The following is an 18575-nucleotide window of genomic DNA, read 5'->3' on the forward strand; positions in this document are numbered from 1 at the left end:
CATTGTGAATAACGTTAATGTTCAGGAGGAAGTAGTCCATAAGGATCTAACGCAGCTGAAGGTGCAATTCGAGAATCCGGACGCCACGTATCGCCCGCAGCCGTTCTGGTTCCTGAATCATGAACTCACGAAGCCGGAGCTGGAAAGCCAGATACAATCGATGTATGAAGCGGGTGTCGGCGGTGTTGTTCTGCATGCTCGTCATGGGATGCAAACCTCGTACCTGTCACCGGCATTTATGGAAGCGTTGGAGTTCTGTACCCTGGAGTGCGAGAAGCGCAGCATGGTGGTCTGGCTGTACGATGAGGACAATTGGCCAAGCGGAACGCTGGGCGGCAAGCTGACCCGTCAGCATCCGGAATATCGCATGCGATACTTAAGGGTCGAAGAGAAAAGATATACGCACGACGGACAGCAGGAAGGCTTGAGGCTGGACTTTGCACGCTGTGATCATAATGAGCTTATAGCCATTCTGGCTTATCGCGCTGTGGAGCAGGACGGGGAATGGCTGCTCTGTGATAAACCCGAGGATCTCACGCATGAATGGGGAGGAGATTGGACGCCGACAACGGAGGATTCTTATATCGTGCTGGCCTGCTGGTCCTGCGAGATCGCGGAAGGCATCACGTTTGCTAAAGGGTACTACTTGGATACGCTGAATCCGGAAGCTGTCCAGGCTTTCATCCGGCTGTCCTATGAGCCGTTTCAGTCTTTGCAGAAATACTTTGGCACAACGATTCAAGGGGTATTTACCGACGAACCCGGGCTTATGATCCACGACGGTTTCTTCGGGGTGGAAGCGATCCGCACGACCGTTCACGATGTAGACGCTACCCTGCCGGGCATGGTCTTCGCTTGGACAGAAGGGATGGCGGAGCGATATCAGCAAGAGAATGGGTATGATCTCATCCCGCGGTTAGGCGCATTGTTATATAACATGGCTGATGGCAGCCGGTCAACGAAACAGCAATATTATGATACGATTACGCGCTGGTATGTTGAGGGCTATCATCATGCGATTCGTACATGGTGTGAGCGGCATGGACTGCTGTACATCGGTCATACGCTCGAAGAGCCGGTCTGGGGACAGGCGAGATCGCAAGGCAATCAGACCCGGGTGCTGCAGCAGTTTCACTACGCAGGTGTGGATTATTTAACGCCTGGCATCGGTACGAAGGAGAATCCGCATCGGATTGTGTCCGTGAAGACAGCCGCTTCTGTCGCGCAGTTGAACAGCAAGGCACGGGTGATCTGCGAATCGTTTGGCGCAAGCGGTCACGGCTATTCCATGCGTCAACGGCGACTCGATGCGAATTTCATGGCATTCCTGGGCGTTAATCTGTTTATCCCGCATGCGTTCTATTACTCGTTTGCCGGGTATCGAAAGACCGATTTCCCGCCGACGGAATTCAAACACGCGCCTCATTGGCCGCATTATCGTGCTTTTGCTGATTATCTCGGACGACTGAGTCTGCTCGGCGCGAGCGGTAAACGTATGCCGGAGGTTCTTCTGCTGTCGCCCATCCATACGGTATACGAAAATATGTTCGTATCCGGTCAATCGAATAAACATCCCGCTTCCGATGTTCTGTTCTCGCTCCTGTCGGATCACATGCTTCGGAGATCCATTGATTACGACTATGTAGACGAGTGTCAGCTTCGCGAAGCCACCCTTATTGATGGGGAAGGGGTGCGATTTAACCAGGGTGGGAACATATATTCGGTTTTGGTTATGCCTGAGATTGAGGTCATGTCGAAGGACATTGCCGCACTTCTTGTTGCCTATGTTAAGCAAGGGGGTACTCTCGTTGCTGTAGGAGCGGTACCGCGGCATAGCGAGTGCTTGCATCATGATCCGGAATTGGCGAAGCATGTGCATGCGCTGTTTGGTTCGACACCGCAGCACGGGGCATTACGCCCCGTTGGCAAAGGGTATAGTCTGTTTTATTCCCTAGAGAATACGCCTCTTGATGATCCATTGGACTCGTTGTGTGAACGTATAAGCGGGTTATTAAGGAACCCCTCTGTTTTACGATGGAAGTTGATCGAAGGACAACATGAGGATTTGATTAGTGTAGAACGTGTGTTCGGAGATCGGGTATATGTGTGGCTGATGAACTGGTTAGAGAAGCCCGTTTCCATGAAGCTTGATGCAAGGGGGCCGAAGTACCGAATCGAAGAATGGGACTTGGAATGCGGGAACATACGCCGGTTAGCCAGCGATTCCGTTCTTATCTATGCACCTGGAGAGCTGCGAGTTCTCTCGGTTGTACCCGAGGAGTGCCCAATCGGCACAACGGAACATGTGTTTGATATGACACGGGATTCCACGGATGTCATCGTTCTTGAAGAGCTGTGGCGTTTCCGGACACTTGAACCCAACGTTTGTTTACTGGACCAATGGCAGGTTACGCTCAATGACAGAAAATCCAGGATGAACGCAACGATGCCTGGGCAAGTGAATACGTATCGTACAACGTTTACCTTGACCCAGGAATTGATGGAACGATTGCAATCTCCGAGTTATCGAGTTCATTCAAATCCATCGCATGACGACGAATCCCATAAAATGTTGTTGATTCTGGACGATGTGGAGCAGAATATCCCATCCCATATCGGCTTCCTGCAGCGCAGGCGCAATCTTGAAATCTTCGTGAATGGCGTAAGGCAGAATGCGCTGCAGCCCTCTAACTGGCAGGATCAACACTATAGTAGCGTGGATATCACACCTCATCTATTGGCAGGCGAGAACGAACTTGAAATTCTGACGGTTTCATTGCTGGAACCGATGCCGGCGATTTCATTCCCTGCATTTTTGATTGGACCCTTTGTTATAGAAGATCGAGAAGATCGGATGAAGCTAAACGCGAGTTCGGAACATATGTTTGGTTATTGGTCTTCTGCCGGTTATCCTTATTATGCAGGAGCGGGAGAATACTCGCAGCAAGTGGATCTGACCCAAGTTAGCTTGGCTCCAGATGAGGAATTATGGCTGGAAGCTGACGATATTAGGGAGACGGCTTGTTTATATGTAAATGATATGCAGGCAGGAATCCGATTGTGGCCGCCTTATCACTGGAACATCACGCCATATGTTGAGCAGGGGAATAATTACATTACCATCCGTGCAGCCAATACGCTGGAGAATTTATATGGTAAGTCTTCTTTACCTTCAGGGGTGAATGGAAGGGTGAAGTTGGTTCATCGAACTTTATCAAAAAGAATGTAATATTATGCGATACCTACGAAAATGACTACAGCCGAGTTCAGGTCGTGGTCATTCTTTTATTATAGTTTACATAATATATAATATGTAATCTCGATTCGCAGGATTTGTGTATTCCGAGTTTCAAAGGTGGGATTTTTTCATAGGGACATACAGGATCGGAAACTCCATTCTTACAAACTCATCGATTTACGATAACATTCTCTTAATCCTGAAGACTTACACTTAAGAAGTTTTACGGACGATAACAACTCGGAGGTGCCATGAAATGCAGCTAAAGAAGAAAACCATCATGGTTTTGGCGCTCAGCTTATCCATTCTTTCGCAAGGTATGATCGTTCATGCCAAGGAAGATGGCGCTAGGTTTAAGCCGGAAGGAAACGGCAGATGGATGACAGGAGAGTATCACGCGCATACGTATCAATCTGATGATGCCAGTCAATCCCTGCAGGAATTGCTGGATAACGGTTTCCAAAAGTATGGTCTGGATTGGATCGCGGTCTCTGACCATCTTAGAGTTTCTAAACGGGACGACGAGGGAAATCCCCTTGCCGGCGGATCTATTCCGTTCTCCAAAGGAATGGCTCAATACCAGATTCCAAAGATCCAGCAGCTTCAGGAAGCAGGCAAATACAAGAACAACATTATCTTTTCGGGTTTTGAATGGGACATGCCTACATACGAACATGTGGGAGTCGGGATTATAGCAGGCAAATTCGGTTCAGCGTCGAGTCTGGAGGCAGCCCGTCAGTTCGAGTATTTATTCACGGATCGGGATGAAGCGATGTTTGATCCCGAAGACGTGGCCGATTGGAAAAAACAAGACAGCCGGGCCAATACTTCACCCGAAGATGCCAGAACAGCGCTGGCTTGGCTCCAGGATAAGTACGGAGATAGCAGTTATGCATTGCTTAATCATCCTTCTAGAAAAACGGTGTACACAATAGCGGATATACGGGATTTCAATAATATCGCGCCGAATGTTGTATTCGGAATGGAAGGCATGCCCGGGAATCAGATGGAACCGGATCGCGGTGGCCTTAACTTAACCACACCGGAGAACAGAACCTACGGCGGTGCTGATTTCATGATTGCCAAGGTTGGCGGCGTATGGGATGCGCTGCTTGGCGAAGGACGCGAATTTTGGAACTTTGCGAACTCGGATTCTCATTTTGAGATTAGTGAAAACCGTTTATACTCCAGCGGGTATTGGCCGGGACAATATGCCAAAAACTACACTTGGGTGAATGGAAAAGATATGCAAAGCGTATTGGACGGGATGCGTTCGGGTAAATCGTTCTCCGTCTACGGCGATTTGATTAACGCGCTGGATTATCGCGTTCGTCACGGGAACAAGCAGGCCGAGATGGGAAGTAACCTGCAAGTGAAAAAAGGGAGCCCGATCGAAATTACGATCCGATTCAAAAGCCCAAATAAAAACAACAACGGTGATTCTGTAACCGTAGATCATATCGATTTGATCTCAGGTGACGTAACGGATAAAGCGCAACCAGGTACGGCGGCTTACAGCAAAAGCACCAACGATTCGACCAAAGTGGTGAAACGGTTTACGAGCAAGGATTGGAAAACCGATCGGGATGGATACAACGTCATTACTTATCGAACGAAAGCGACGAAGGATCAATATTTCCGATTAAGAGGGACTAATCTTGGCGTAAATGTTGCCGGAGAAACCAGTAATGGCGATCCGCTCATTGATCCAAAAACAGACATCGAAGACAACGAAAAGCGTTTTGAGGAAATAAACAAGCGGAATTATAGTGATCTGTGGTTTTATTCTAATCCGATCTTTGTCAGCGTTGACGACAAGCTGGTTAAAAACTCTAACAAACAGGGGAAGCATCAGTAGGATGCGGCTCGCGCTCTATTCAGAAGACTGCCGATTATTCGGCAGTCTTCTTGTTTTTTTTACACGTAGTATAATGATGCATGTCATATAGCTGATCACATGGATTGTATTTTGCTGCATATCCTATCATTTTATTGTACAAATTGAACGAGGGGTATAGTCTGTTAAGGAGAGGAGAGATGATATGTTTACGATCGGTGAGATATCCAAGCTGTTTCAGATCGATATCCGCACCCTCCGGTATTACGATGATATTGATTTATTTAAACCGGCATCCGTGGATCATCTGACAAATTACCGTTATTATTCGGTCGATCAATTTGAGCAGCTGAACACCATTCTGTATCTCAAGGCGCTTGGCATCCCTTTAAAAGACATTAAGCTTTTTCTGGATGATCGGGAGATTGAACATATACTAACCCTGCTCAAGGAGCAGCAGCGCAGAACAGAGGAGAAAATTGAGGAATATCAAAGAATCCAGGCGAAGATCAAAAGTCGAATTGATCAGATCGAAGATGCCTCAAATAAGGAAGAACTCTATAAAATTCGGGAAGTGGAGCTTCCCGAGAGAGTGATGGTTTTGCTGAAACAGAAAATACATAAAAGCGACAATCTGGATATGCCGATCCGTTTATTGGAGAATAGCACGAAGATGAAGTCCACCATTTTTCTGGGTAAAGTAGGATTATCGATCTCGATCGATCGTTTAATACAACGCAAATTTGATGAATACGACTCCATTTTTGTTATTGTGGAGCAGGAAAGTGAGCATAGCAGCTCCGAAGTCGAAGAGAAGATCTGGCGGAAAGGTACCTATACTTCGATTCGGTTTGCCGGGACACACGAAGATGCAGCGCCTTATTACAGAAAGCTCCTGGATTATATCGAGGAAAAAGGTTACACCCTGATCGAAGATGCGTTAGAGATTACGTACATTGACTATGGGCTTACCGGTGATCCTTCTCAATTCGTAACCGAAATTCAAATGCTTGCTAAATAAACGATTGACCCTCCAGCTGCTGGAGGGTTTATTCTTTGTATCAAAACATATTAGTAGGAGAGAACGACTGTGATAGGAACCATTGTAAACGTAACAACCATTGTTGTAGGCAGCACGATTGGAAATGTATTTAAAAAGGGGATGAGCGAAGCCTATCAGGACATCCTGATGCAGGCGATGGGTTTGGCCGTCATGGCACTCGGTGTGAATTCGATTGTGAAGTATATGCCGGATAGCCAATATCCCGTCTTATTCATTATAAGTCTTGCCATAGGCGGTCTGATCGGGGAGAAGCTGAATCTGGAGCAGGGATTTAAAAAAGCGGTGTCGAGGTTCACCAAGGGAAATTTGGCTGAAGGATTAACTACGGCCATTCTGTTGTTCTGTATTGGAACACTGTCCATTATCGGACCGATCGAGAGCGCTTTGAACAATAATCATACCTATCTGTTCACCAATGCCATCCTGGATGGCGTGACGTCAATTGTACTGGCTTCAACCTTTGGCATTGGCATTATTCTATCAGCCGTGGCCACATTTTGTTGGCAAGGGTTATTATACGTTATGGCCGGCGCAGCCTCTGGATTTATTACAACGGAGCTGTTAACCGAAATATCCATTATTGGCGCCATTTTAATTTTTGCTTCAGGCTTAAACATTTTGGGCATTCGGAACTTCAAAACCATGAATCTTACGCCAGCGCTGTTGGTCCCAGTCGTATTCATTACGGTTAAAAATCTGCTCGGTTTTTAACATGAAGCAGGGATTCATACTTATCTCGATTTCAAGGATAACCCGCCTACGGAAGGCGGGTTTTTTGCTGTTATTCTATACCTTGCACGTTGAATAATCCATTGTTTACCTTGGTGCATAAGTTTTGTGACAATTTCAATAATATAGGAGACCGACAGCATCAAGGAATTGGACTAGGTGGATAGAGAGAAGGAGGCTTCATCATTATGAATATAGCTGAACATAAACTGCTAGTCGCAGCGCTAGGCGGCGTTAATGAAATTGGAAAAAACATGTACTTCATTCAGTACGATCAAGATATCGTGGTCACTGATTGCGGCTCCAAATTTCCTGACGAAAACCTGCCCGGCATCGATTTGATTGTTCCTGACTTCACCTATTTGCTGGACAATGCGGATAAAGTCAGAGCTCTTATCGTCACCCATGGACATGAGGACCATATCGGAGGGATACCTTATTTACTGAAGCAGCTCCCGATCCCTGTGTATGGGACGAAGCTCACGATTGAGCTCATTAAAATCAAGCTGAAAGAGCATCGCATTCTGCGTGAATCCGAGCTTCACACGATCGATGCGAATTCTACCATTCAAGCGGGTGCCATCCACGCCTCTTTTTTTTCGACCAGCCACAGCATCCCGGACTGCGTGGGCATCGTTTTTCAGACCCCGGAAGGCAATGTTGTCCACACGGGGGACTTTAAATTTGACATGTCTCCTGTGAAGGGGCCTTATCCGGATCTGCATCGAATGGCTGATATCGGCAAGCAGGGGGTTAAGGTGTTATTGTCCGAAAGCACAAACGCCGAGAGACCGGGATTTACGCCTTCGGAACGTCTGGTGGGCGGACATATCTTGGAAGCATTCGCGCAGGCCAAACAGCAGGTATTCATCTCTACGTTTGCTTCCAACGTGAACCGCGTTCAGCAGATCATCGATGCCGCCGCGGAAACAGGGCGAAAACTGATTCTGCTCGGCCGCAGCATGGTCAATGTCGTTACCGTTTCCAAGGAGCATGGCTATTTAAACATCCCCGATGACTTACTGATTGATGCAGGCGACAGCGAGCGGTATCCACCGGACAAAATCGCCGTGTTATGCACGGGGAGTCAAGGCGAGCCTATGGCAGCATTATCACGCTTAGCCAACTCCAAGCATCCCCATATCGAGATTTTACCTGGCGATACCGTCATCATTGCTGCAGGAGCCATACCGGGAAATGAACGGAACCTTGCTCATGTGATCGATAATTTGTATGTGCTGGGTGCCCAGGTCATCTATGGGTCCGGTTCAGCTTCAGGGATGCACGTATCTGGGCATGGCAGCCAAGAAGAATTGAAATTAATGCTCACCTTGATGAAACCGGACTATTTGATTCCGGTCCATGGTGAATTCCGAATGCTGTATCAGCATCGTCAGCTGGCCGATTCCGTGGGGATCCCCAATGAAAATGTATTCATTATTCAGAATGGCGACACGATACAAATCCAGCAGGGTATGGCATCCTTGGGTCCAAAAATCCCTTCAGGCAACAGCCTGGTGGACGGATTGATGATCGGAAACGTAGGCAATATCGTTTTGCGGGACCGCAGGCAGCTGTCCTCCGACGGGATGCTCATTATCGTAACCACGCTCAGTAAAACGGAAAAGCAGATGGTGGCCAAACCCGAGCTCATATCCAGAGGTTTCATCTTCGTGAAAGATTCGGAGGAATTCATGGGTCAAATCCACGATATCGTTACGTCTTCCATGAAGGATTTGACGGAAACCGGGTCCACCCAATGGAATCTGATCAAGCAGACCTTGAAAGATCATGTCGGCAAATTCATATACAGCGAGACAAAGAGAAGGCCGATGATTCTGCCCATCATTATCGAAGTATAAGCCTTTCAAAATACAAAAAAAGCACAGCCTAAAATAGGTTGTGCTTTTTTCGGTACAGTTTCAAAACGGTCCAGGATCTTCGAAGCAAGGTTCGATCTAGGCATACACCCGGATGCGGGCAACTGCATACACTGCCGATAAGCAATCGCAGAAGATGTTGTTCTTCCATTCACGTCTGTGAAAAAAAGAATAACACATAATCCGGATTCGTCCACATAACCATTTACAGAATGGACATGAACGTCTTGTCCGATTACCGGAATGGGTCCGGTTATTAACGAAAGGAGGAGGATCGGTTTGTCATCCACCCCAGAAGGGAAATGGACTGCGGAGCATGGGAAATGGGCCAAACGAAAGTTCAGATTTACGCGTAATGACTGGATGGGTTATCTATTCAGCGCCCCTCTGATTATCGGTGTCATCGTATTCGCCATCTATCCCATGTTCGCCGCACTGTTTATGAGTTTTCATCAGACATCCGGGCTCAATTTATCCGGCACTTGGGTGGGCCTGAGCAACTACCGTTACGCATTAGAAGATTCCTTATTTTGGCAAGCGCTTACAAATACGTTCGTCATGGGGATTTGGTCTGTACTGCTTGGAATTGCACTGTCGTTTATTCTGGCGAGCCTGATTAATAATCTGAAATGGCATCTGGGACGCAATTTTTTCAAAGCGGTATATTTTCTGCCCAATGTCGTGTCCGGCGTTGCTACAAGCCTGTTGTTCTCCTTCTTGTTTTTTCCGTCCAAGGAAGGGCTGATCAACTTTGTAATTGGTTTATTTGGTATCGATCCTGTCGGCTGGTTCACGAACCCTGAAGTCGCGCGTTACAGTATTGTGCTCATGAGCTTGTGGGGTGCGCTTGGGTATAACACGATTATTTTTCTGGCTGGTTTGCAAAGCGTCCCTCGGGATCTCTATGAAGCTGCAGAGGTGGATGGGGCTGGCACCTACCGGAAATGGTGGTACATTACAATCCCATACTTGCGTCCGATCTTTGTGTTCATGCTCATCATGGGTACCATCGGCGGAATGAAACGGTTTACGGATGTATGGTTAATCGGTGGAACCGCAGGTAATCCTGGGGGAAGCTTGATGACCGTAGTGCTGTATATTTACCGAAATGCGTTTCTCTCTTCGCAGATGGGGCTGGCTACGGCTGTATCCTATCTGTTATTTGTCATCATACTCATCCTAACCGTGTTCCTCATGCTGCTCAACCGCCGCAAAGACAGTTTGGACTAATGCCATTATCCATTTTTCGGGTCCGTAGGGGAACCTTATTCCAGAAGACAGGAGGGTAACTATGAGCAGTTCAGCCTTGCCCAAGGAGCCTGTGCGCCGTAAACGAATCACACTTCAACAGCTGATACTAACGCTGGTTCTGTTGGTAGGTTCATTCATCATGATTGTGCCATTCTTATGGATGCTGGTAACGAGCTTCGATTGGGCTGCACGATTAAATATTTCATTCCCGCCGAAAATATGGCCGGAAGAGCCTTCGATCCGAACATATGAAGCCGCCTTCACCAACATTAATATGTTTCGATACATCGGCAACTCCACGCTTGTAAGTGCAGGGGTCATTATCATCAGCTCATTGTCCGCACTATTATCCGGTTATGCCTTATCCAAGCTCCGCTTCAAAGGAGCAAACTTCGTCCTGCTGCTAGCGCTAAGCACGATGATGATTCCGTTCGAAATGACGATGATTCCGCAGTATCTTTTGTTCAGTAAACTCGGACTGGTCGATAACTACTTGGCTTTTTATTTGCCAGCCATGAACTATGCGTTCGGTACTTTTTTAGCCAAAGCCTTCTTTGATCAATTGCCCAGCAGTTTAAGGGAAGCTGCCGTTCTGGATGGCGCCAAGGAAATCACCGTATTCAGCCGGGTATATCTGCCGCTGTGTACGCCCATTATCGCCACCATGGTCATTCTGCTGTTCTTAGGCGTATGGAATGATATGCTGTGGCCGCTGCTGATCTTAAAATCGGCTGCCAAGTACACGATCCAGATTGGATTGGCCATGTTTACGTATAACAACGGAATCAATCAGCAGCCATCGATCATTATGGCAGCAACGACTACGAGCCTCATTCCGGTTATCTTCGTTTATATGTTCCTGCAGCGTTATATCATCGAGAGCATTGCGCTATCCGGTATCAAGCAGTAATTCAGAATGGAAGCTAAATTTATGTGGGGGTGTTTGCGTATGAAAAAAGCTGTGCTGCTTATCCTGTCATTCGTGCTGGTATTTACATTGGCCGCTTGTTCAGGCAGTTCGGGAAAAGATGTGACAGGCGGCGTGAAGATTGAAAAAGTATCGGACATGAAAGGTACGGTTCGCGTTGCACTGGCAGGCTGGCAGCTGGATAACGGGATCGATGCACTGACAGGCAACCCGACCATCGGACTCAACGAGTATTTAGATAAAACGTTCAAAAAAATGTATCCGAACATCAAACTGGAGGTTTATCAAATCCCCTGGGAGAACGTAAAAGCCAAACAAACGGCCATGCTGCTCTCCGGCGATGCGGATATCTTGTATACCGGTGGAGCTTTTGCATCACAATGGTACCAGGAAGGGCTGCTGCGTGACCTGGACGACTTGATCGAAAAGGACACTACGTTTGACAAGGGCATCTATCTGGAAGGCATTATGAATAACTCCTATAGCACCAAGTCGCCCGACGGAAGCAAGCAGTTTGGGATTCCTGCCGTTCTTGGCCGCCGGATGACGATTTATGATAAGAAGCTGTTTGAAGACTGGGGCGTTGAAACCCTCTCGGCACAGCCGGGACCGGATGAAATTCTGGAGAAAGCCAAGCAAATGACCGGCAAAAACCCGAAAACCGGTGAAGACAATTTCGGTCTGTATTGGAGCGGCAACTCATTAAACGGATCTACCTTTGTTGCGTTAACCCTTGCTTATGGCGCCAAAGGAGCGGAAGGATCGTTAAAGGATATCAAAAGCATTAAATGGCACCTGAATTCACCGGAGATGGTCAAAGTGCTGGAATGGCTGAAAGAAGCCGCACAGCTGCCGCCAGCTGGTTTCGTGAATGCCCAGGGAGCCGAGAATTTCGGACTGGAGAAGAACAATATCGCTATTGCCCTCGATTCCACCGGCGGCTCAACGATGAGTGAATACCGGTCGAAGCAAAACAAAGAGCTGCTGGACCGTTATGAGCCTGTGCTGAACATGGGGCCTAAAGGCGAAGGCTGGGTTGCGGTTGACCCGTTCATCATGGCGAAGAATGCTAAAGATGTGGATGCATCATGGGAAGTATTAAAATTCTTGACCAGCTACATGACGCAAAAATATATGTATGAGAACTTCTCCAGTACCCCGACACTTAAAAACGCTGATTTTGTAACACCGGAAGATAAGTTTGTGAAAAAAGCACTCGAAATCGCAGATGTTGGCCACTCGGAGCTCATGGATGAAGCCAATCCGTTTTATATGAGCGATATCGCTCCAGCTATTAACGGATTCATTAGCCAGGCTGCATCCGGAAATGCTCCGGATATTCAGAAGTTTCTGGATGATCTGCAGGCACGTGCTGAGAAATGGTCGGCAAATCTGAAGTAAATCAGGAGGGGACTGCACTAGAGACGGGCTTAATCATGATGATTATATGAGTCAAACAACTCAATATATTCCAATATTATGTAAAACGTGCATTGTCCCAATGATACCTGGATAAAAAGCAGCTTTTATGGTGGCATTATCCCCTCAAAGTAGACACTCGAAAAAACTCATGTTTTCATGAGAAGCGAGCGTACTTGGAGGGGATATTTTTATGGCTAAAAAAGGGACAGGTTTTTCAATCGTATAAAAATCTCATTATCATTAGATAATAGCAAGGATATTGAAATCCATTGGAGCGTGATATTTTGGGAAAATATGTGAAATCAATTACATCGCCAAAGAGATTTATCGTGGGGCACTATTTACTAAAAGAATTAGCTTCCTATACCGCTACTTATGGTGATCATGCGTATGTTATTTGCGATGAATTTATTTTGGATCGTGCGCGTAGGGAAGCCGGTAAATCTTTTGAAGAGGCCGGACATCAAAGCGAATTTGTAAAATTCAACTATCAAATCACTCAAGATGAAATCGACAGACACCGCCAAGCGGTACAAAAATCAGGTGCCAATATCATAGTTGGTATTGGCGGCGGGAAAACATTGGATACAGCTAAGGCTACCGCATATTACACACATCTGCCTGTTGCAATTTTCCCGACAATTGCTTCAACAGATGCGCCGTGTACTGCACTTTCCGTCATTTACAATGCAGACGGTTCATTTGACCGTTACCTGTTTCTGCCGACAAATCCTGACATCGTGCTGGCAGATCCCAATATTCTGGTAAGCGCACCGACACGGTTTTTTGTGGCGGGGATAGGGGATGCTCTTGCGACTTATTTTGAAGCGCGAGCATGTTATCAGAAAAATGGAGATAATTTAGTGAATTTAAAGCCATCCCTAGCCGGCTTAGGTATTGCAAAAATGTGCTATGACACCATTCTAGAATATGGCCTGCAGGCTAAAATCGCCGTGGATCAGAACGTCTCGACCCCGGCCGTTGAAAAAACAATTGAAGCCACGATTTATTTAAGCGGTGTTGGCGCTGAATCCGGCGGCTTGGCCGCTGCCCACGCAATCCATAATGGAATGACGGCCGTTCCATCGCTGCATCATGCGCAGCATGGCGAAAAAGTGGTCTTTGGTTTATTAACGCAGCTTGTTCTCGAAAGTGCTCCACGAGAGGAAATCGAAACAGTTATCCGTTTTATCAAGGAAGTAGGGCTGCCGCTAACCTTAAAAGACCTGGGTTTGGATGAATTCATAGAGGAGGAATGGCGAAAAGTAGCAGAAGATGCGTGTGCCGAAGGAGACACGATGGGCAATATGCCGCACCCGGTAACGCCTGAAGATGTATACCAGGCCATCATTGCTGCAAATGCATTGGCAGAACATTATTATAACTAACAAGGCAGGAAATCAGAGACAGTAAGCTAAAATCATAACAGCCAGTCAGCCGGAATGAATCGGATGACTGGCTGTTTTATATTTACAATGTAAACTATGAATATTAGAAAATGAACCTTTTTTTTCTCGGAGTTGTTAACTTAATATAGTAGAGTACAAGAAAGGTGGAGAGCCTGCTTGACGGACAGGGAGTTTTTTGAACGGTATAACAAAGACGTATATAGAACCTGTTACTATATGCTGCGCAATGCGTCAGATGCCGAGGATGTATGTCAAGAAGTATTTATAAAGGCGTTAGCCTCCGGCTGGGAGCGGGTGGAATATCTCAAAACATGGCTGATGCGCATTACCGTCAATCATTGTTTAAACCATCTGCGGGCAAGCAAGACAAGACGCATGAAAGAGAATTTGCTTCTTATATTCCAGCGGGAAAAGGCGGCGCCGTCCTCGCTAGCTCTTGTAGAGCAACAGGAGACGAAGGATGAATGGAAATGCCGTATGGACTTGCTGCCGAATAAAATCAAAGTTGTCGTCATGCTCCGCTTCACCAATGATCTGCCCTTGGCGGATATCGCAGAGGTACTCCGTATTCCGCTCGGCACGGTGAAATCCCGCCTAAATAAAGGGCTGAAGCTGATGAAGACCATGATGGACGAGCTCGATGAGGAAGATCTTCCGCTAGGGCAGATCGCCAAAAAACAAACGATCAGAGGAAAGGATGGTGCGGAATATGAGCAAGCAGGCACCCGAGGAGAAAGTTCTTGCACAGCAACTGGGCGGTGAAGGCAACCACACCTACCCGGACTTTGACGCGATGTGGCTTAAAATTGAGGCTGACAGGCAACAGGAACAAGCGCCTGCAGTGGTTAAACGGACAAAGCGTACTGGATTTTTGCATGGGCGCCGTCTTGCTTTTTTGTCATCAATTGCTTTTGTTATTGTTGCAACCCCAGTGCTGGCATCCATGTCGGGGAAATGGGATTTTACATCTCGTCCGGGATTGAAATCGGCGCTTAATCAAGGATTCGGACAAACGCTTAACAAAAGTGTTACCACAAGCGGCATCACCTTTACGATTGATTCGGCGATGTCCGATGACAATGGGACCACGCTGCTGTACAGTTTTGATCCGAAAGACGAACAGGCGCGGGAGTGGGGATTTTCCGAAGTAGAACTCCGTAGGGCGGACGGAGAGACAATCGCGCAAGTTAAGGGCGGACGGGCGATGGAGATGAATTGGAAAACAGGATATTACTCGCATAGATGGGACACGGAGAATAAGCAATATAACGGTTTCTTCGAAACGGCTTGGACATTTCCCGGCGTAGAGACGGATGTGCAATTTATTGTGCGGGGGCTGCAGGAGTATCGTGACAAGCGGGTTCCGCTTAACCTGGACCCTTCACAAAATGGCATCCAGACCTTCCCGATTAAAAAGGAAGGGATCGACGCTTTGAACATCGAGGTGGTGAATCAAGGGGCGGAGGGGGTGCTGATCAAGTCATCCCTTAGATACATGAATAAGCAGGCGGCAGATACGGCCTCGCCGAGAATCCAGGTAATGAAAGACGGTAAACTGGTGAAATCGAAGAGGCTGTCTGCGGCTTGGCCGGATGCGGATGGCGTTTATGGATCGATCGATTATTATCGTTGGAAAGATATCAACCAGAAAGGCATCACATTTGATTTGGTTTACTTGGCGGAGGGGCAAAAAATAGACGGCGTGTGGGATGTCGGCACTTTAAACCTGAACAAAGAGAAATCTTTAAATGCCTCGGCTACGCGAGAACTGAATATTCCTTTTGAAACGTCGTTTGGAACTTCCACGATTCGCAAGCTGATTATTAGGCCGACAGGTATCCGGATTGAGATCGAGACCCCGAAGGCGCATCAATACCCAATCTACCAAAATGCCTTTTTGTCCATCAACGGCCGGAAGCTCGAAGGATACATGACATTGGGGAACGGGGGCGACGAAGAAATTGAAGCTCACATGAAGACGCTCCTGTTTGATGTTCCGCCGGATCTTCACATTACGCCTGATACGCCGATGGAACTAATGCTGCAAAATGAAAATGAGTCGAAGCTCGATTACGCGCAGCCGGTTATGCTTCAGAATATATCTGGTGAAAAACAAACGATTACCACTGACGTTGAAGGTTATCCCGTGAAGTGGACGTATTACAAAGCAAACGGAAAACTCTATGTGGAAACCGGCAGTACGAATGAACGATTCGGAGGTGTTGATCAAACTTATTATCAACAGGAGGGTGAACAAATTCTCTCCAGAATTGTTTATATAGAGGGAAGCACTCCATGGGTCTCCAACGAGCGTGTTAATGTCTTCCCGGGGTTTGAAGGAACTGATCTTGAACTTTACATCAAGGTATATCATATATGGCATCCTGACCTAAATACTAAACTGAAGCTGCAATAACATGACAAGCTGGCGTCGATTCTAATTGGCGTCAGCTTGTTTGCAGTTTTAACCACATTCAAACGAAGATATAGAAGGAAGAGCTGAGGAAAAAAATGCAGGATTGCGGTTTTTTTTAAATAAATGAACCAAATTTTTCTGAGCTGTGTCTATATCATAGAAGCTGGCACGGCAGAGGTTCCTAATGATGGCGGCCAGATGTTCTTACGACCTTTTTAATAGAATACGCTCAAGGTGCAAAGGAGAGGGGAAATACATATGAAAAAAGCAATGAAAGCGGCGGTTGTCGCAGCAGGGATCACGATGTTGATGGGATCAGTGAATATGACGGAAGCTGTTGCTAGCAAGGCTACCAATAAATCGGCACAGGCGGCAAAGTTGTCGGCTGCTGATAATAAGGCTGTTGAGGCCGTCAAAGCGGAACTTTCCAAGAAATTCGCCCTGAAGAACCCAGGAGATTTATATATCCTGTACGTACGGGATAAAGCGCTGAATGGCGGCTCTGAATTTATGTATTATATGAACATGTTCCAGTTCAAATCATATGAGGATTATCTAAACCAAGCAGGTAAGCTGAAGGGTCCAACGATAAAGAAGCCGGATGACCTGCCTGAAGGATATCAATTTGTTAAAGGCAATATCCAGCCTCCTATTGTGGCAAATAAGGATAAATACGAGAAGGAAGTCAAATCGGAGGCAAAAGGAAAAGCCGCTTACTTCAAGAAGATTGAGTGGAAGGAAATAGGCGAGATCAATCTGGAATTTGCCAACGGAAAAGACAATATACAAATGCAAGTATCCCACAAGATTGACAAAGATGCAGCCAGCAATGGATACCGATACATTAAATCAGAAAAAGTGGATGCCAAGACAGCCAAGAAAATCCCTGACATGGTCAGAAACACGCTGACATGGTCGGACCAGGATTATGTTTACAACATCACAACCAATCCGGGGAATCCGCTTACGAAAGAAGAAATGATTAAACTCGCAAAAACGGCGGTAAAGAAATAAAATGGCTTAGTTATGGCTTACCGCATAGAGCAGGAAAGAAGCTTTGGAAACTAAGCGGTTATATATAGCAAGGGCACGAAGGAAAGCCAGTCGGATCCTATAAGGGTCTGGCTGGCTTTTGTATTGTTTTGTTCTCCTTATCTATCAGCCTGCTTCCTTTCTCGGATGGCAACGTCTCAGGTCCCATAGTTATCGCCGGCCGATCCGTACGCTGCAGCTCACTTATTGGAATTTCATAACCTATTGATATTTCTCCTGGAATTGTCCAAAAAGAATGAACCAAATTTTCCTGGGGTGTGTTTATATCATAGAAGCTGGCACAAAGGGGCCCCAAAAAAGATAGAGTCCAGTCTTCACACTTTATTAAACAAGATATGCAAAAAAGAGAGGAGAAATTTTCACATGAAATACGCAATGAAGGCAGCTGTAGTAGCAACAGGTATCGCGATGCTGTTTGGCACCGCAAATATGACGGAGGCAGCAACAGTCAAAAATTCCGCACAGGCGGCTACAGCGAAAGCTCCAGCTGCTGATCAGAAGGCAGTTGAAGCGGCGAAGAAAGAACTCAGCCAAAAACTGCAGCAAAAAAATACAGGAGATATGTATCTCTTGTACGTAAGCGATAAAAATCTCAATGGCGGTTCTGAATTCTTGTATTACCTGGATATGTTCCATTTCACAAACTATGAGGATTACCTGAACCAGGCAACCAAACTGCAAGGTCCTGTGCTTCAAGAGCCGGAAGGTCTGCCTGAAGGATATAATTTTGTGAAAGGAAACATCCAGCCTCCGATTGCCAAGAATCGCGCGGAGTACCAAAAAGAAGTGAAAGCTGAAGCTGAGGCCCAAGGAAAAGGCGTTTATTACAAAAAGTTCGACTGGAAGGAAATGGGCGAAATCAATCTAAATTTTGCAAACGGAAAAGACAATTTGCAAATGCAAGTATCCCACAAGATCAACAAGGATAAGTCGAGCGGCGAATACCGGTACTACACATCGGACAATTATGACGCCGAGACAGCCAAGAAGCATCCTGAATGGGTTAGAAATGTCCTGAGTTGGTCAGATGAGGATCATGTATACAACATCTCAACCAATCCGGGCAACCCGCTCACCAAAGAAGACTTGATCAAGTTTGCAGAGACGGCTGTTAAGAAGTAAGGCGGATTACGCTTTATCTGCAATGATTCAGATGTAGAAAGCTAGCGATGCAAGGATAATGCAGGCATACTTAGCAAGGGTTCTAAGGAAGCCGGTCAGATCAAATTATGGATCTGACCGGCTTTTTCGTATGGACAGATCACGAGACCGCTGGCAGTGTTTCAAATAGAAACAGAATAAAAAAGACAGTATATGCTGCTGCCGTTTCCCTGAATTCCATCTGGGAA

13 protein-coding genes are annotated in these 18575 nt (G+C 46.6%); all 13 read left to right on the forward strand.

Annotation, left to right across the window (positions count from 1 at the left end):
- Positions 1 to 4: 4 nt before the first annotated feature.
- The 13 genes from MKY48_RS16160 to MKY48_RS16220 all read left to right on the forward strand — a co-directional run bounded on the left by MKY48_RS16160 (position 5) and on the right by MKY48_RS16220 (position 18348).
- The gene (locus MKY48_RS16160) at positions 5 to 3229 is read left to right on the forward strand and encodes a glycosyl hydrolase (protein ID WP_339293422.1); all 3225 of its coding nucleotides are present in this window, start codon (positions 5 to 7) and stop codon (positions 3227 to 3229) included.
- 265 nt (positions 3230 to 3494) lie between these two features.
- Positions 3495 to 5096, forward strand: coding sequence for an S-layer protein (locus MKY48_RS16165; protein WP_339293423.1), 1602 nt, complete (start codon positions 3495 to 3497; stop codon positions 5094 to 5096).
- A gap of 184 nt (positions 5097 to 5280) precedes the next feature.
- Positions 5281 to 6096: a MerR family transcriptional regulator gene (locus MKY48_RS16170; protein ID WP_339273290.1), complete on the forward strand. Its 816-nt coding sequence runs from the start codon at positions 5281 to 5283 to the stop codon at positions 6094 to 6096.
- Positions 6097 to 6165: 69 nt separating this feature from the next.
- The gene (locus MKY48_RS16175; RefSeq protein ID WP_339293424.1) at positions 6166 to 6849 is read left to right on the forward strand and encodes a DUF554 domain-containing protein; all 684 of its coding nucleotides are present in this window, start codon (positions 6166 to 6168) and stop codon (positions 6847 to 6849) included.
- Between the two features lie 206 nt (positions 6850 to 7055).
- Positions 7056 to 8729, forward strand: a complete 1674-nt coding sequence (locus tag MKY48_RS16180; RefSeq protein ID WP_339293425.1) for a ribonuclease J — start codon at positions 7056 to 7058, stop codon at positions 8727 to 8729.
- Positions 8730 to 9026: 297 nt separating this feature from the next.
- On the forward strand, positions 9027 to 9977 hold the full coding sequence (locus MKY48_RS16185; RefSeq protein ID WP_098744590.1) for a sugar ABC transporter permease: 951 nt from the start codon (positions 9027 to 9029) through the stop codon (positions 9975 to 9977).
- A 61-nt stretch (positions 9978 to 10038) separates the two neighbouring features.
- Positions 10039 to 10908 carry a carbohydrate ABC transporter permease gene (locus tag MKY48_RS16190; protein WP_339293426.1) on the forward strand — a complete coding sequence of 290 codons (870 nt, stop codon included), beginning with the start codon at positions 10039 to 10041 and terminating at the stop codon, positions 10906 to 10908.
- A 39-nt stretch (positions 10909 to 10947) separates the two neighbouring features.
- Complete coding sequence (locus tag MKY48_RS16195) at positions 10948 to 12327, forward strand: extracellular solute-binding protein (RefSeq protein ID WP_339293427.1); 1380 nt, start codon at positions 10948 to 10950, stop codon at positions 12325 to 12327.
- 305 nt (positions 12328 to 12632) lie between these two features.
- A complete protein-coding gene (locus MKY48_RS16200; RefSeq protein ID WP_339293519.1) occupies positions 12633 to 13736 on the forward strand; it encodes a glycerol dehydrogenase in 1104 nt (367 codons plus the stop codon).
- 177 nt (positions 13737 to 13913) lie between these two features.
- Positions 13914 to 14519 carry an RNA polymerase sigma factor gene (locus MKY48_RS16205; RefSeq protein WP_339293428.1) on the forward strand — a complete coding sequence of 202 codons (606 nt, stop codon included), beginning with the start codon at positions 13914 to 13916 and terminating at the stop codon, positions 14517 to 14519.
- A complete protein-coding gene (locus MKY48_RS16210) occupies positions 14467 to 16173 on the forward strand; it encodes a DUF4179 domain-containing protein (protein ID WP_339293429.1) in 1707 nt (568 codons plus the stop codon). Before MKY48_RS16205 ends, MKY48_RS16210 begins: the two co-directional genes overlap by 53 nt.
- Positions 16174 to 16431: 258 nt before the next feature.
- Positions 16432 to 17187: a DUF4367 domain-containing protein gene (locus MKY48_RS16215; protein ID WP_339273300.1), complete on the forward strand. Its 756-nt coding sequence runs from the start codon at positions 16432 to 16434 to the stop codon at positions 17185 to 17187.
- A gap of 402 nt (positions 17188 to 17589) precedes the next feature.
- Positions 17590 to 18348 (forward strand): DUF4367 domain-containing protein, encoded by a 759-nt coding sequence (locus MKY48_RS16220; RefSeq protein ID WP_339273302.1) that lies wholly within the window; start codon positions 17590 to 17592, stop codon positions 18346 to 18348.
- Positions 18349 to 18575: the final 227 nt, after the last annotated feature.

The organism is Paenibacillus sp. FSL W8-0187, from assembly GCF_037969755.1.
Taxonomy (GTDB): Bacteria; Bacillota; Bacilli; order Paenibacillales; family Paenibacillaceae; genus Paenibacillus_AQ.

What these genes read in the sequence shown, in the direction of transcription:
- MKY48_RS16190 (WP_339293426.1), top strand. Translation starts at nt 10,039, where the DNA reads ATGAGCAGTTCAGCCTTGCCCAAGGAGCCTGTGCGCCGTAAACGAATC.
- MKY48_RS16165 (WP_339293423.1), top strand. Translation starts at nt 3,495, where the DNA reads ATGCAGCTAAAGAAGAAAACCATCATGGTTTTGGCGCTCAGCTTATCC.
- MKY48_RS16215 (WP_339273300.1), top strand. Translation starts at nt 16,432, where the DNA reads ATGAAAAAAGCAATGAAAGCGGCGGTTGTCGCAGCAGGGATCACGATG.
- MKY48_RS16170 (WP_339273290.1), top strand. Translation starts at nt 5,281, where the DNA reads ATGTTTACGATCGGTGAGATATCCAAGCTGTTTCAGATCGATATCCGC.
- MKY48_RS16210 (WP_339293429.1), top strand. Translation starts at nt 14,467, where the DNA reads ATGAGCAAGCAGGCACCCGAGGAGAAAGTTCTTGCACAGCAACTGGGC.
- MKY48_RS16180 (WP_339293425.1), top strand. Translation starts at nt 7,056, where the DNA reads ATGAATATAGCTGAACATAAACTGCTAGTCGCAGCGCTAGGCGGCGTT.
- MKY48_RS16220 (WP_339273302.1), top strand. Translation starts at nt 17,590, where the DNA reads ATGAAATACGCAATGAAGGCAGCTGTAGTAGCAACAGGTATCGCGATG.
- MKY48_RS16195 (WP_339293427.1), top strand. Translation starts at nt 10,948, where the DNA reads ATGAAAAAAGCTGTGCTGCTTATCCTGTCATTCGTGCTGGTATTTACA.